Source organism: Undibacterium sp. JH2W (assembly GCF_049340425.1).
In the GTDB taxonomy this organism is placed as follows: domain Bacteria; phylum Pseudomonadota; class Gammaproteobacteria; order Burkholderiales; family Burkholderiaceae_D; genus Undibacterium.
The window spans coordinates 11,582-27,154 of record NZ_JBMPOT010000004.1; the positions used below are offsets into that span (position 1 = coordinate 11,582).

Below are 15,573 nucleotides of genomic sequence, written 5' to 3' on the forward strand. Positions count from 1 at the left end.
TGCTTAATTCGCTTTCATTCCTGGGTTGGCGAAATCAGTCAACCCTCACTGCAAATTGCGCATGCGGGCACGCATGGGTTTGAGTACGGCCAATGCCATGATGGCGGCCAGGGCATTCATGCCTGCTGCGATGTAGAAAACTTCATGCCAGCCTTTAAAGGCTTCGACTACATACACTGACAATGGCACCAGCAAGGAAGCCGTGCCCTTGGCTGTGTAGAGCAAACCAGCATTGGTGGCGGCAAATTTGCTGCCGAAAGTATCGCCGCATGTGCAGGGGAAGAGGCTATAGATTTCACCCCAGCCAAAAAACACCAGACCAGTCAGCAAGACAAAATAGATGGGTTCTTTGCCAAAGACACTCAGTGCCAATATACCCACAGCTTCCAGGCTGAAAGCGATGAACATGGTATTTTCACGGCCTATATTATCGGAAACCCAACCAAAGAAGGGGCGGGTAATGCCATTGAAAATGCGGTCCAGTGACAATGCGAAGGTCAGGGCTGGCAGGGTGAAACCTATCAGTGATACTGGAATTTCAGCAATTTTAAAATCCTTGGCGATAGGTGCGAGTTGCGCTGTGGCGACCAGGCCGCCAGCTGCCATCATGACGAACATCAGATACATGACCCAGAAGACGGGTGTCTTGATCATTTGCTGCCAGGTAAAGTCAACCTTGGTCTGGCGAACCAGCGCTGGCGGTGCTGCCCTGCTGTCTTTTGGGGAACTCAGCAAGAAGGACAGTAAAAATACTACCAGACCCTGGCCCAGGCCAAAATACAGGAAAGCTGCCTCGTAACCACTGTTCTTGATCATGGCAGAGATAGGGATAATGGTCAGTGCCGAGCCCATGCCAAAACCGGCAGCTGTCAGGCCTGCGGCCAGTCCACGCCTGTCAGGGAACCATTTGAGTGCATTGCCTACGCAAGTGCCATACACCGCACCCGCGCCTATGCCACCTATTGCTGCAGCGATGTACAGCATGGTTAATGAATCTGCATTTGCATTCATGAACCAGGCCAGACCTATCAACAAGCCGCCCACAAGGACCACAGGCCTGGGGCCGAACCGATCCACCAGATAACCTTCGACTGGCACCAGCCAGGTTTCGGTAAACACGAAGATGAAAAACGCAACTTGTATGGCTTTGCGGCCCCAATGGTATTTTTGATCCAGGGGGTCAACAAACAGGGTCCAGCCATATTGAAGATTGGCGATCATCGCCATACAAACGACGCCTAGCAATAATTGCAGCCAGCGATACTGTGTAGCAGTTTCTGCAATGGGGAGTTTATGTTCGAGGGATATTTCCGTAGTCATGCGCCTGTCCTTTTTTTAAAATCTTAAGGTTAATTGGAAACAATACTTGCTGATAATCGCTGAAGGTATGCGATCATGTGGCTTGATTTTTTTTGGTCAAATTTGCTAGCCGAAATGACTAGACTATAATAATTCATTTAATGTGATTTAACAATTTCAGCTTAAGCATATGTTTATTCGCTGAGACCTCACACCAGAAAAAATCAGAAGATTTTTTGTGTAAACCCGCGTGAATGCTTGCATATATGACAAATTGGCTGCGCTTTGAACATCAACATCTGACGGGTTTTGGTTGTCTTGAATCCGACACCATCACGGTCTTTGAAGGTGATCTATTTAACAATCCCACACCCACAGGAAAAACACGGGCCCTTGCTGAAGTGCGTTTGCTGACTCCTTGTTTACCTTCAAAAATGCTGGGCTTGTGGAACAATTATCATGAGCTTGCCAGCAAGCTGGGGCAGGCAATTCCAGCCGAACCTCTGTACTTCATCAAGACTTCGAATTCCTATTTGCCACATGCAGGCATCATCAAGCGCCCACCTGCTTATGATGGAAAAATTCTGTACGAAGGTGAGCTCGGCATCGTGATAGGCAAAACTTGCAGCAATGTCGGTGTGGACATCGCTGCGGACAGTATTTTCGGTTATACCTGTGTCAACGATGTGACAGCATTGGAATTATTGCAGCGGGATGCTACGTTTGCGCAATGGAGCAGAGCCAAGAGTTGCGACAGCTTTGGGGTATTCGGCCCAGTGATTGCCACTGGCCTGGACGGGCTAGCCTTGACAGTGAAAACATTTTTAAATGGCAAGGAACGACAAAATTATGCCTGTCGCGATATGATCTTTGCGCCAGCGCAGATAGTCAGCATGATTTCACGCGAGATGACTTTGTTTCCGGGTGACGTCATCGCTTGCGGCACGTCAATTGGCGCAGGCCCCATGCGTAGCGGCCAGGTGGTAGAAATTGTCATAGACGGCATAGGCAGTCTGCGTAACTATTTTGAGAGTGTTGAAAGTCCTGAGGAAAATACTAAATGAAGATAGCAGTCATAGGTGCAGGTGCAATCGGTGGATACCTGGCAGTAAAACTTGCCCAGACCGGGCATGAAGTCAGCGTCGTGATACGCGGTGCCAACTTGCAGGCCGTGCGTGAGAATGGCTTGAAACTGATCATGGATGATGGCAGCGAGCATGTGGTAAACATCTTTGCCACCGACCGCATCGCTGATTTGCCGGTGCAGGATGTCGTCATCCTTGGCATGAAAGCCCATCAGGTTGCGGCAGTGGCTGCTGATATACCTGCATTGCTGGGGCCGGAATCAGTGGTGGTAACGGCGCAAAATGGCGTGCCATGGTGGTATTTTCACAAGCATGGCGGCGACTATGAAGGACGGCGCGTGGAAGCCGTAGACCCGGGCGGCGCGGTGTCGGCACACATAGACGTGGACAAAGTCATAGGCTGCATTATTTACCCGGCCTGCGAGATCATTGCGCCTGGCGTCATCAAGCATATAGAAGGCAATCGCTTCTCCCTGGGCGAGATTGATGGCAGCGAGACCCCGCGCATACGTGAGCTGGCGGATGCCTTGCGCCAGGCTGGTTTCAAGGCACCCATCTCGTCTGACATCCGTTCAGAAATCTGGCTCAAGCTGTGGGGTAACCTGAGTTTCAATCCTATCAGTGCGCTGACGCATGCAACACTGGTGGATATCTGCGAATTTGCACCCGTGCGCGAGCTGGTGGCACGCATGATGCGCGAAGGACAGGTGATAGGTGAAAAGCTCGGTGTTAATTTCAAGGTGTCCATCGACAAGCGCATTGCTGGTGCCGCTGCCGTTGGCAAACACAAGACATCCATGCTGCAGGATATTGAAGCTGGTCGTCCCATAGAGTTGGAGGCACTGGTAGGTACAGTCATAGAAATGGGCAGGATCACTGATACGCCTACCCCGAATATAGAAGCGGTGTATGCACTGACGGCGCTGCTGACGCGCACGGTGCAAGAGCAAAATGGCAAACTGCGCATACAGCAATAAATGAACGTCATTGCCTGAAAACAGCTGCCAAGTTTCGTGCTTTATTTTTATCATAGAAAGTAATCATGCAAAGATTTTCCACACTCGTCGAACTACTTGCCGTAGGCGCTGATGATGCCATTGCACTGCAAGCGCCAGGAGCCAAGCCGCTGACTTACCGTGACCTGCGCGCAAATCAGCAAAAGACCCTGGCTGCCCTGAACAGCTTTGGCATAGGCCGCCAGGACAGGGTTGCTATCGTCTTGCCCAACGGGCCAGAAATGGCCAGCGCCTTTGTCTGCATTGCGGCGGCTGCCACTGCTGCTCCTTTGAACCCTGTCTACCGTGCTGATGAATTTGAGTTCTATCTGTCTGACCTGCATGCCAAAGCACTGGTGGTAGAGAAGGGCAGCACGTCGCCTGCGCTGGCCATCGCCGATAAGCTCAAGATACAGGTATTGGAACTCACGCCCAGTGAAGAAGGAACAGGAGCATTCACACTGACGCAAGTTAATCCACAAGCAGCCAGTGCATCGTTTATACCCGGCCCGGCAGCGCCTGAAGACATAGGTTTGATACTGCATACCTCGGGCACGACTTCGCGTCCCAAGATCGTGCCATTGTCAAACATCAATATTTGCGCCTCAGGTTGTAATGTGCGCGACAATCTGCAACTGACTGCGGCTGACCGTGGTTTGAATATCATGCCGCTATTCCATATCCACGGCCTGATTGCGGGTTTGCTGGCCCCCTTGTCTGCTGGTAGCAGCATCTTTTGCACGCCAGGCTTTAATGCCTTGAAATTTTTTAGCTGGATGACAGAAGCGAGACCAACTTGGTATACCGCCGTACCAACCATGCATCAGACCATCGTTGCACGGGCAGCGCAAAATCATGAGGTGATTGCAGCCAATCCATTGCGCTTCATACGTTCATCATCATCATCGATGCCGCCACAAGTCATCAGTGAGCTTGAAGCCGTTTTCCAGACCCCTTTGATTGAAGCCTATGGCATGACCGAGGCAGCGCACCAGATGGCCAGTAACCCACTGCCACCTGCGAAACGCATACCAGGCTCGGTCGGTATTGCTGCCGGCCCTGAAGTCGCAATCATGGATACAGAAGGCAATTTGCTGGAGCGCGGCCAGACTGGTGAAATCGTCATCCGTGGCGCGAATGTGACGGCAGGCTATGAAAATAATCCCAAGGCCAATGCCGAGGCTTACACCAATGGCTGGTTCCGCACGGGTGACCAGGGCATCATGGATGCGGATGGTTACCTGAGTATCACTGGTCGCCTGAAGGAAATCATCAGCCGCGGCGGTGAGAAAATTTCCCCACGTGAAGTGGATGAAATTTTGATGGACCATCCTGCGGTACAACAGGTTGTTACCTTTGGTATCCCTCACGAAAAGCTGGGTGAAGAGGTCGGTGCCGCCGTGGTATTGCGCGAAGGGGCGACAGCAACAGAAAAGGAATTACGCGAATTTGCTGCAATCCGTCTGGCTGACTTCAAGATACCGCGCAAGATCTTGTTTCTGGAAGAAATACCCAAGGGTGCTACAGGTAAGTTGCAACGCATAGGCCTGGCCGCCAAGCTGGGTTTGTAGCAGAACCAAATGCAAAAGGGGAGCAGATTCATCTGCTCCCCTTTTTTATATCTGGTAAATCTTACAGACTACAGACCCAAGCGCTTGGTTGCATCGGTCATGACAGTATTGTCCCAAGCGACAAAGCCCTTCATATTGATGCCCTTCAGGGCATTTTTACCTGCATCGTTTTCGCTGAGTTTGAGCAAGAGATTTTGCACCTTGTCACGCTGTTCAGGGCTCAATTTGCGGGAAGCCAAAAATTGCTTGATGGGGACAGGCTTGGTTTCTGCTATGACACGTCCACCTTTGGCAGTCCATTCTTTGGCAATGGCACCCGAGCCGGTAACACCGGCTTCGACGAAACCATTTTCCACCATGAAGGGCACGGCATCCTGGTAACGGGTAGCACTAAAGCGTGATGCCGGGTCACGAAAACCCAGTTCGTTTAGGTTGGCGGTAAACATGACAGTGGTGATGGACTCCAATGACGGTACACCTATTTTTTTGTCGCGCAGATCAGCCAGGGTTTTGATGGCAGAGTCTTTTTTGACGAAAATGCGAGCGCGGTAATCAGTATAGTCCTTGGCACTGGCCAATCCTACATACTTGCCACTCTTGGCGGCACGCAAGCCCAGGTGTGCAGGGTGGATGAATACCAGGTCATAACGTTCGGCATCAAGGCCAGCTTCGAAATTGTTATATCTATCCACTGCTTGCACCTTGACTGTACGCTTGAGTTCCTTTTCCAGTAAATCCACCAAAGGCTTGTAACGCTCAGTCACAGGGCTACCGTCTTGATAGGTAACGCCTTCATTGATCGCGAGTATCCACTCCTGTGCACTACTTATCTGTGTCAGGAATGTAAGGGAAACCAAGATAAAAACGCGTAGGAGAAACATGGATGACACCCAAAAGTGATAGATAAAGGCAAGAAACCCGAGCATTGTAATGCAATTGTGCGATTGCACAAATCTATCTGAAGTGTTTGAAGTTAGTAAGTATCTTATTTGCCCAGGATATCGACTGTGATGCGGCACAATCCTTGATATACTACTTGCTCCGCATCGTAGGAACTTGTTTCTCCATGTCTGCCATCGCTCAAAAGATAAGATTTTTCAGGAGACGCATTCCCTCATTTGAATGCATACCAGGCTGCCATGATTGCTGTGGCCCGGTGACGACCTCGTCTTTTGAGATTGCTGAATTGCCCGTGAAGACCGAAGCACAGCATGAGGCAGCGTTGGCAGAATTGAGTTGTCCCTATTTGGCTGAAAAAGGTTGCGAAGTCTATGATGACAGACCCATCATCTGCCGTCTGTTTGGCACCACGCCCAGACTCTTATGCCCGCATGGCAAGCGCCCTGAAGAAATGATCGATGCTGAGTTGGATATGGAAATCCAGGAATTTTTCTTGTCCACTCGCCAAGTACTGCTCTGATTTTTTTCAAAAATAGTGAGTGCGATGCAGCCAGGCTAAATACCTGGCTGCATTGCACAGTTTTATTTGAATGCCTTGATCAATGCTTCCATTTTTGTGCCCAGGAATTTGTCATGTGCAGTGACTGGTGGTACTTGTTTGTTGACGCACAGTAATTGATAGACGGCCATTTGTGCCGCGCGGACGGAGTATTCGACAGTAAAGACCACATCGTCTGCGACCTCGACAAACTGGCTAATGAAAGCAAAGTTTTTCGTGCCGGGTGGTACGGGCAAAGGCCGGTCACCAATAGAGCGTGGCATGAACATGCTGGTGATATACGGCATCCTGCAAGGTATGCAATTGGCATTTTCAAATACTTCGCTATCAAAGCGCAAATGGCCCAGCAACTCTTGCAAGATTTCGGCACCGTTGCATTCACTCATGGGCTTGGCAACATAATTGCCGATGCGGTCGGGGAAGAGCGCATAACCCCAGAAGACCTGCACATCTGCTGGTTGATTGATAAAGTGTGGCTGATGCGCCAGCACGATAGACATCAGCCAGTTGGAATCCTTAAAAGTGACCAGGCCGCCGGTACCAGCTTCATTGCCACTGAATTGCTGCATCAGATTAAAGAAACGCGGGTCTTTCAAGGTGACTGTGAAAGATGCCCAGTACGACTGCGCGATGCAGCTATTAAACGCCGCTGGATTGCCCATGCCTGGGTGTTCGGCCGCTAGTTGTTCCCATAACTGCCAGCCACCACTATCAAGTTTGCTGCGCTTTTCTGGCGCGCTGCTCATGGAACCCAGGCTGGATGCATCGGTCATCGAACCGTTTTGCAGGAAGACCAGATCACCTTCATCGACAGTAATGATTTCTTCCACGCCGCTACGCAGGCAATGCAGGCCAGTGACCATGAATTGCTCATTGCTCAGGGTATGTGTGATTTTTTGTACCTGGCAATCTATGATGAAACGCACGCCATTCTGCTTCAGCCAGGTTTGCAGAGGCAAGACCAGTGAGTCATATTGATTGTAGATAGTGCGCTTGACGCCAGCCAGGGTTTCTATACGCGAGAACTCCATCATGAATCTATGCAGATAACGCTTGAACTCGACGGCGCTATGCCAGGGCTGGAAGGCAAATGTCGTGGCCCACATATACCAGAATTCAGTTTCAAAGAAAGAAGGTGACAGCCATTCAGAGATATTACTATTACCCATCTCTGCTTCATCGGCCTGGCTCAGTTTCAGTAATTCCATGCGATCCTGCATGGAAAAACCCATGGATGATACAGGCACCTTGGCACGGCGCTGGTCTACCAGCCTGGCCTTGGAATTGGATTGATGGTGTTCATTGAATTCCACGGTTTCTTCAAATACTGACCTGCCAGGATTATGCAATGAGGGTATGGATTTGAATAAATCCCAGGTGCACTCATAATTGTCCGTGGTCAGCATACGGCCACCGCGCAATGAATAAGCTTGTTCAGGGTTACCTGCGCCATCCAGGCTACCGCCTATCAGTGAGCCAGCCTCAAGTATGGAGATATTGTCGCCCTTGATTTTTCCGTCGCGTATCATAAAAGCTGCTGCGGCCAGCGAGCCTATACCAGCGCCTATCAAATAGGCTTTTGTCGTGTTAGTCATGTTTTTCTTAAGATTGAGATCAATAGTAGGGCCAGGTCTGGCTTATGGCACTAGCCTGGCACACAGCGAGTGCCAGTGTTTTGAGCCAGGACAAGGAAATGGTGATTTATGCACTGTTATTAAGCGCAAAAGCAAGCGGACAGATCTGGTCGGAATAGTCTAGCCCCATCGTTCTTGTATGCAGCCAGGCTGTGATTTCCTTACATGGCGCTACAGCTGTCAGCGCACTTACGGCAGGCTTGCGCGCAAGCACCCATCATGCCGTCCGGGTCTGCGTGTGCTTCGCAGAGGGTGGCGCAAGCCGCGCAGATTTCGGCACATTCCCTGGCCAGGTGAGTATGGTGTGGTGAACGGCGGCTCATGAAGTCTGCATGCACCATGCAAATCTGGGCACAGTCAAGCAGGCTGACGAGATGCAATACTTCACTGTGATTGCTGTCACCATGCATGACATGAGCAGCAGTTGCGGTACAAATGCGATGGCATTCCAGGCAATTGGCAAGGCATTGCTCCATGCTCTCATTAAGAGGTTTCAATTTCATTGCAGTTCTCCTTGGGGGATGAGTTGGCTATCGTATTGGCTTGAACTTTGGAGCATGAAATAAGCTCATGCTGAAAATGAATGAGTAAGAGTCCTTATATATACGTTGTTTTCAGACAAGGGAATGTGCGCTGACGCACATGAGAAATGTGTTTTCAATAAAATTTCTAGCGGCTGTCGACTTGGCTCTTGGCAAGTGTGTGACCATTTTTTTAAGCCAGTGTGCCTTTTTAAGTTTTAGCAGACAGCTACTGTCTATTTTTAGAAATGGCAGTTAAGGAAGCTCTGCCATTATTAATAGAGCTTACTTAATAGAGCTTACTTCATAGGGCTTACGCAAAACTGCCCCAACTGCGCTGTAACTCCCGGCCGTACTCAATGCTGTCTTCGTCGCTACGTCTTGCGGGGCCAATTTTGCGTATGCTCTACTTAAAACGGATTGCCAGTGCATTCCGTTTCTTTTATTTTCATGATAAGTATTTTCCTGCGGTTCTGACTGAACTTGAAAAAAGCTCACGCTGGCAGTGCGGCGACGGATCCACATAGGCTGCACATGCGCCTCAAATATGCTACAGTCTCGCCCATGAGTAAGTCTTTTATCCAGCGCCTGGCAATTATGTTGCTCGTCATTTTCATGACGAACCTTGGTGCATGGAATTTGAATTCTTCGCGGATTACACATGCGATTGAGCATGATGGCCGCCCTGAAGTGAGCACATCTGCTCCGCAGGATGATGCCAGGAATACTGATAGGGATAATGGGCATAGCGCTATTGAACACCAGATGTTGCATGCGGTGGATCACTTGCAATTATTCCCTGATACCACTGCATTGCTAACTTTTCATGCTCCTCTTGCACTTGATAGCAGCTGGCATTTTACTGCACAGTTGCTGCCATTCTCCACTTACGATGCGCCATATCGCCCCCCTTGCGGCGAATACATCCTGGCGTAAATCCATGCTTGGTTTTATCTGATGAATTTGTATTGATTGTGAGCGGATTTATTCCGCTTCTAAAGCAATTTTTACAGTTTTTAATTCTGCTGAATATCCTCTGCAATGGGCCTTGCAAGCACTTGCTTGCCTGTGCACGCCTTACCCCACCCACATAATTCTTGCCAGCGCTGCCAGCCTTGTTCAGGTCATAGGGAATGCTTTGCGTTGGTAGTCTGATCTAACTGATGTGCTTGTCGCAAGCTCATCCCCTATGCGTCATTTGGGAACTCAATATGAAAAACAGAAATTTCTCCAGGCAGCTATGCTGTGTTTTTTTGCTGGCAGCGCTAAGTCAAATACCATTGCAGGCAGCAGAAAAGCAAGCCAGGTTTGCTGTCACAGCACAGCAAATGCAGGCACTGAATATTCAGGTCGGTGCTTTACAAAAAGATGAGAAACCGCTGAGCTTGAGCTTGCCCGCTCAGGTCAGTGTGCCAGCACATCGTGAGCAAATCATCAGCTCACCAGTGGCGGGACTGGCCGTGCAACTCTATGTGCAAGCGAATCAAGAGGTCAGGCAGGGCACTCCACTGTTACGCATCAGTAGCCAGGAACTGGGGCCGCTCCAATTGCAATTGCTGCAGGCTGTCAGCCGTCATACCCTGGCGCGTCAGGCAGCGCAGCGCGAAAAAGCCCTGTTCGACGAGGGTATCATTGCCCAGCGCCGCGTGCAGGAATCACAGGCGGCGCTGGCAGAAAGCGAGGCGGTTTTACGTCAGTCCAGGGCAGCCCTGCGTCTGGCTGGTTTGTCAGTTGCCAGCATGGAGCGCATAGTCAGCTCAGGCAAGCTGGAAGATGGCCTGACCCTGCATGCAACAAAAGCAGGCGTAGTCACGCAGATGGAAGTCAAACCGGGTCAGCGTCTTGATCCTTCCACGGTCTTGTTGCATGTGGCGCAAACTGGACAGCTGCAACTGGAGATACAAGCAGCACTGGTAGATGCCGCGGCCTGGCGCACAGGCAGCAAATTGCAAGTGCAGGGGCGCAGCGCGACAGGCCGCATCGTCAGTATCAGTCCTCTGGTAGTCGCAGGCAGCCAGACCCTCAGCCTGCGCGCCGAGGTCGATGGCAGCGCAAGTGATTTGCGACCTGGTGAACTGGTGACCGTGCAACTAGCCCTGGCACCGCATGCAGACAGCTTTGATATACCGCTGGCAGCGCTGGCACATGATGCGGGGCAGGCTGTGGTATTCGTGCGCACTGAAAACGGTTTTGAGGCGCGCACTGTCAAAGTGGTCAGTAGTGCTGGCCAGCGGGTGAGGGTGCAGGGCGCATTGAAGCCAGATGAAAAAATTGCCATCAGCGGTGTGATTGCCCTCAAGGGTTCCTGGCTGGGTGAAAAGGGAGCAGGCTGATGCTGGCGCGACTCATACAATTCTCTTTGGCACAGCGTCTGTTTATGCTGTTGTTGAGCATCTTGCTGGCGGGTGCAGGCTGGCTGGCTTTCAGGCAATTGCCTATAGATGCTTTTCCTGATGTTTCTGGCACCCAGGTCAAGCTCATCATGAAAGCCCCCGGCATGACGCCGGAAGAAGTCGAAACCCGGATTGCCGTCCCCATAGAAGTGGAAATGCTGGGCATACCCAGGACGCGTATATTGCGTTCCGTGACCAAGTATGGCCTGGTCGATATCACCATCGATTTTGAGGATGGTGTTGACATTTACTGGGCACGTCAGCAAGTCAGTGAACGCCTCAGCGGTATCACAGAGAGTTTGCCGGCCGGTATCAGTGGCGGCATGGCCCCTATCACTACACCACTGGGTGAAATGTTCATGTTCACCGTAGAAGCAGATCAGATGTCCCTGGCAGAGCGGCGACAATTGCTCGATACCGTCATTCGTCCGGCATTGCGCACAGTGACGGGGGTGGCAGATGTCAATTCGCTCGGTGGCGTGGTGCGGGCTTTTGAAGTGATACCCGATTCGGCTGTCATGGCAGCCGCAGGCATCAGCATTACACAATTGAAAGAAGCCATACGCGCCAATAACCGCAATGATGGCGCAGGCAGACTGGGCGAGGGCAATGAAGTCTTGCTGGTACGTAGTGAAGGCAGTATCAATACCCTGGATGATTTGCGTGCCGTAGTAGTCACGCTCAAGGATGCTCATGCTGTAAGGCTGGGCAATCTGGCGGAAGTCAGGATGGGCGAGATGACACGTTATGGGGCCGTTACCAAAAGTGGCAAGGCAGAAGCAGTGGAAGGACTGGTGCTTGGCTTGGCCGGTGCCAATGCCCAGCAAGTAGTCACAGGCGTGCGCAAAAAAATCGCTGAACTGGCACCCACCTTGCCCAAGGGGGCGCGTCTCGAGGTGTTTTACGACAGGGCATCACTGGTAGACAAAGCAGTGGGGGCGGTGTCGTCGGCCTTGCTGGAAGCCACCGTGATAGTCATGGTTTTGCTGGTGTTCTTTTTGGGTAATCTGCGCGCTGCGCTGACCGTTGCCACGGTATTGCCACTGTCTGCCTTGATTACCTTCATTCTCATGCGCCTGTTTGGCATGTCCGCCAATCTCATGAGTCTGGGAGGTTTGGCGATTGCCATAGGTATGCTGGTGGATGCTGCGGTGGTGGTGGTCGAGAACATAGTACAAAGGCTGGCGCATGACACGACTGCCGGTAAATTGCCGCGCCTGCATATGATTTATCGTGCTGTGCGTGAAGTCAGTCTGCCGGTGACTTCTGGCATGCTCATCATTATCACCGTGTTCTTGCCTTTGCTGACCCTGGAAGGGCTGGAGGGTAAATTCTTTGTGCCGGTGGCATTGACTATCGTCTTTGCACTGGCGGGTTCCTTGCTGCTGTCCTTCACCATAATACCTGTGCTGGCATCTTACCTTTTGCGTGCAGTCAGGCATGAAGAACCCTGGCTGCCGCGCAAGCTGCTGACCTGGTATGCACCCATGCTGGCCTGGGCCATGCGCCAACAAAAATGGGTGGCGGCGGTTGCCGTCGCCTTGCTGTTGGTGGCGGCAGGCGTGTACACCCAGGTCGGCAAAACCTTCATGCCTGTCATGGATGAAGGTGACCTGATCGTAGGCATAGAAAAGCTGCCTTCCATCAGCCTGGAGCAAAGCGTGGCCCTGGACTTGAAAATCCAGCAAGCCATCATGCAAGCCATACCAGAAGTGACAGGCATCGTGGCAAGGGCAGGTTCCGATGAAATTGGCCTTGACCCCATGGGCTTGAACCAGACTGATAGCTATCTTTTGCTAAAGCCACGCAAGGACTGGAAACTCACAAGCAAGGAAGCGCTGGTCGATGAAGTGCGCAAGGTGCTCGATACCCTGCCCGGCATCAAATACAGTTTCACCCAGCCCATAGAATTGCGGGTGTCGGAAATGATACTGGGTGTGCGGGGGGATATTGCCGTCAAGGTTTTTGGACCTGAGCTGGATAAGCTGAATCACTATGCCAGCCAGCTTGAGGTCATCTTGAAAACCGTCGCGGGTAATCAGGATGTGTATACCGTGCAAAACGATGGCGTGCAATATCTGCGCGTAGTGATAGACCGCTTGCAGGCAGGGCGACTGGGCTTGTCGGTGGAAGAAATCCAGGATGCCCTGCGCATGCAGATAGAGGGCCAGCAAGCCGGTACCGTGACTGAAGGTAATCGGCGCAGCCCGATTATCTTGCGGGCTGGCAAATCGGTAGGTTTGTCGCCCGCTGAATTTGCCGCCACCCGCATCACCAGCAAGGATGGCGTCAGTGTGCCCTTATCCAGTGTTGCCAGGCTGGAAAGGGCAGAAGGGCCAGTCAAGATAGACCGCGAAATGGGTAGTCGTTACGCTGTCGTGATTGCTAATGTCAGTGGCCGCGACATGGTCGGTTTTGTACAAGAGGCGAAGGCTGAAGTCGCCAAAAAACTAGGCTTGCCCAGTGGCTATCACATCAGTTGGGGTGGGCAATTTGAAAACCAGCAAAGAGCAGCCAGCCGTTTGATGGTGGTGGTGCCAGTGGCGCTGGGCCTGATCTTTGTCTTGCTGTTTTCCACCTTTCGCTCGATTCGCCAGGCCTTGCTGATTTTATCCATCATCCCGTTTGCCCTGGTTGGTGGTGTACTGGCTTTGTGGCTCACCGGTGAATATCTGTCCGTGCCTGCCTCGGTGGGTTTCATTGCCCTGCTGGGGATTACGGTGTTGAACGGTGTGGTACTGGTCAGTTATTTCAACCAGCTGCTGGCAACAGGCATGGCCCTTGCGGAAGTGGTCATACAGGGCGCGCACCGCCGCTTGCGCCCCATATTGATGACCGCATCAATTACCGCATTTGGCTTGATACCGCTGTTATTCGCCAGCGGCCCTGGCTCTGAAATCCAGCGTCCTTTGGCCATCGTCGTGATCGGTGGCTTGATCACCGCCACAGCGCTGACCCTGCTGTTATTACCTATTTTGTATGCGCGTTTTGCTTTTTCCAAGGGGCAGTGCATTAAGGAAAATTCCCATGTCTGAATTATGTTTTAGTTTGTTATGTCCAGCCAGGCTGGAAGAAAAACTGCTCGACAGTTTGCTGGTGCTGCCTGGGATTCAACTGCTCATCAGTACTCCCGCTGCTGCCTATGGCATGCAGGGTGTCACTCTGAATGCCCGTGAACAAGTCATGGGGCATGCGCTCATGACACTGGTGCAAGTGCTATTGCCGATACACGGCAAGCAAGCCATGCTGGCGCTGTTGCAGCAAGAATTTGCGGGGGCTGGCCTGCATTACTGGATCAGCCCTGTCGTTGAAACCGGAGAAATTCTATGAAAACATCCACCTTTATTAGCAGTGTCATGAGCTTGATGTTGTTCAACACCTTTGCTCATGCCCAGGTGATGGCGGTAGAAACCCCTGGCTTGTTACCTACCCCAGTGGTGCGCCATTTTCTGGCGCAAGACCCGCTCGTTAATGCCGCCCAGGCGGGGCTGGAAGCGGCCAGGCAGGAAGCAGGCTTGTTGCAGGCATCCCCCTATGAATGGACGGCGAAAATAACTGCCCAGCGCCGGACAACACAGAATGAAGCCACTTCCCGCGAATGGAATGCCGGCATAGAACGCGGCATACGCCTGCCGGCCAAGGCCGCTGCCGACCGCCAGATGAGTAGCGCTGTGCTGGCCGAAGCTGAGGCACAGTATGGCGCAGCTCTGCATGTGACTGCCCGTGATTTAATCAAGCTATGGCTGGATTGGCTGGCAAGCGAGCAGGCCTTGCAACTGGCAAGCCAGCACAGCCTTTCAGTACAAGAGAACCTGATGATCGTGGAAAAGCGTGTCAAGGCTGGCGATGTCGCTAAACTGGACCTGAACCTGGCACAGGCTGAACTGGCAGAACAAAAACGCAGTGAAACCGAGGCCAGGGTGCAGGTGCAGATAGCCTGGGGGCGTTTGCATGCCCGCTTCCCCGGTTTTGACAGGCAACACAATAATTTGCCAGCCGCAGCCCAGCTCAGGTATGAAGCCAGTTTATGGCGTGCGCGCATATTGAGCCAGAGTGATGATTTGAAAATTGCTCTTGCGCAATTTGACAAGGCACAGGCGCAGGCAGGGCAGGCACGTGCAGAGCAAACGCCCGATCCTGTGATCGGCCTTTTCACGGCATCAGAGGCGAGCGGGCGCGAGCGGCTCAACGGTATTTCCATCAGCCTGCCATTTTCCCTGGGTATGCGTAGCCAGCGCGCTGCGAAGTCCAGCCACCTGGCAAATATGAGCAGATATGAGCTGGAATTGAAGAAACGTCAGCTGGAAGCAGATATTCATGCCAGCATAGCCTATGCCGAGGGGCAATATGAGGGCCTGCAATTGGCAGAAAACAGCCTGGTGGCTACACAAAACAATGCCAGACTGCTGCAGCGCGCCTATACTTTGGGAGAGATAGAGTTACAAGCCTTGCTGGCAGCAAGGCGCCAGGCTACTTCTGCAGCACAAAACACCCTGGCTGCCAGAGTCGCTGCCAGTATGGCTTATTATTCTCTGCTGGCAGACGCCCATCTTATCTGGGATTTGCAACATGAATAGCCCTGGCATCTCATCTTGATTATGTTGTTCTCAGGTATG

General features: G+C 51.9%; 13 protein-coding genes. 9 read left to right on the forward strand and 4 right to left on the reverse strand.

All coding sequences use genetic code 11. The features are described from left to right. Window positions 1–45: 45 nt before the first annotated feature. A complete protein-coding gene (gene oxlT, locus ACO0LC_RS06490; protein WP_423001819.1) occupies window positions 46–1,320 on the reverse strand; it encodes an oxalate/formate MFS antiporter in 1,275 nt (424 codons plus the stop codon). Window positions 1,321–1,565: 245 nt separating this feature from the next. On the opposite strand from oxlT, the gene ACO0LC_RS06495 reads away from it, so the two are divergent. The 3 genes from ACO0LC_RS06495 (at window position 1,566) to ACO0LC_RS06505 (ending at window position 4,950) form a co-directional block, all read left to right on the forward strand. After that, window positions 1,566–2,363: a fumarylacetoacetate hydrolase family protein gene (locus ACO0LC_RS06495; RefSeq protein WP_423001821.1), complete on the forward strand. Its 798-nt coding sequence runs from the start codon at window positions 1,566–1,568 to the stop codon at window positions 2,361–2,363. Further along, complete coding sequence (locus tag ACO0LC_RS06500) at window positions 2,360–3,361, forward strand: 2-dehydropantoate 2-reductase (RefSeq protein WP_423001823.1); 1,002 nt, start codon at window positions 2,360–2,362, stop codon at window positions 3,359–3,361. The genes ACO0LC_RS06495 and ACO0LC_RS06500 overlap by 4 nt, the downstream gene beginning before the upstream one ends. A gap of 65 nt (window positions 3,362–3,426) precedes the next feature. Beyond that, on the forward strand, window positions 3,427–4,950 hold the full coding sequence (locus tag ACO0LC_RS06505) for an acyl--CoA ligase (RefSeq protein WP_423001825.1): 1,524 nt from the start codon (window positions 3,427–3,429) through the stop codon (window positions 4,948–4,950). Between the two features lie 68 nt (window positions 4,951–5,018). On the opposite strand, the gene ACO0LC_RS06510 is transcribed toward ACO0LC_RS06505, so the two are convergent. Further along, window positions 5,019–5,807 (reverse strand): phosphate/phosphite/phosphonate ABC transporter substrate-binding protein, encoded by a 789-nt coding sequence (locus ACO0LC_RS06510; RefSeq protein ID WP_423001827.1) that lies wholly within the window; start codon window positions 5,805–5,807, stop codon window positions 5,019–5,021. 209 nt (window positions 5,808–6,016) lie between these two features. Between ACO0LC_RS06510 and ACO0LC_RS06515 the strand changes: the two genes are divergently transcribed. After that, on the forward strand, window positions 6,017–6,370 hold the full coding sequence (locus ACO0LC_RS06515) for a YkgJ family cysteine cluster protein (RefSeq protein ID WP_423001829.1): 354 nt from the start codon (window positions 6,017–6,019) through the stop codon (window positions 6,368–6,370). Window positions 6,371–6,432: 62 nt separating this feature from the next. Here ACO0LC_RS06515 and ACO0LC_RS06520 read toward each other — a convergent pair whose 3' ends face one another. Both ACO0LC_RS06520 and ACO0LC_RS06525 read right to left on the reverse strand, forming a co-directional pair. Next, window positions 6,433–8,004 (reverse strand): oleate hydratase, encoded by a 1,572-nt coding sequence (locus ACO0LC_RS06520; protein ID WP_423001831.1) that lies wholly within the window; start codon window positions 8,002–8,004, stop codon window positions 6,433–6,435. 200 nt (window positions 8,005–8,204) lie between these two features. After that, a complete protein-coding gene (locus ACO0LC_RS06525) occupies window positions 8,205–8,546 on the reverse strand; it encodes a four-helix bundle copper-binding protein (RefSeq protein ID WP_423001833.1) in 342 nt (113 codons plus the stop codon). 582 nt (window positions 8,547–9,128) lie between these two features. Between ACO0LC_RS06525 and ACO0LC_RS06530 the strand changes: the two genes are divergently transcribed. From ACO0LC_RS06530 to ACO0LC_RS06550, 5 genes are all read left to right on the forward strand, one after another. Further along, window positions 9,129–9,500: a hypothetical protein gene (locus ACO0LC_RS06530; protein WP_423001835.1), complete on the forward strand. Its 372-nt coding sequence runs from the start codon at window positions 9,129–9,131 to the stop codon at window positions 9,498–9,500. Between the two features lie 275 nt (window positions 9,501–9,775). Beyond that, window positions 9,776–10,897, forward strand: a complete 1,122-nt coding sequence (locus ACO0LC_RS06535) for an efflux RND transporter periplasmic adaptor subunit (protein WP_423001837.1) — start codon at window positions 9,776–9,778, stop codon at window positions 10,895–10,897. Continuing rightward, on the forward strand, window positions 10,897–13,992 hold the full coding sequence (locus ACO0LC_RS06540; protein ID WP_423001839.1) for an efflux RND transporter permease subunit: 3,096 nt from the start codon (window positions 10,897–10,899) through the stop codon (window positions 13,990–13,992). Before ACO0LC_RS06535 ends, ACO0LC_RS06540 begins: the two co-directional genes overlap by 1 nt. Next, entirely contained in the window at window positions 13,985–14,287 is a 303-nt protein-coding gene (locus ACO0LC_RS06545) for a DUF3240 family protein (protein WP_423001841.1), read from the forward strand. The genes ACO0LC_RS06540 and ACO0LC_RS06545 overlap by 8 nt, the downstream gene beginning before the upstream one ends. After that, window positions 14,284–15,534, forward strand: coding sequence for a TolC family protein (locus ACO0LC_RS06550; RefSeq protein ID WP_423001843.1), 1,251 nt, complete (start codon window positions 14,284–14,286; stop codon window positions 15,532–15,534). The genes ACO0LC_RS06545 and ACO0LC_RS06550 overlap by 4 nt, the downstream gene beginning before the upstream one ends. The last annotated feature ends 39 nt before the right edge of the window (window positions 15,535–15,573 follow it).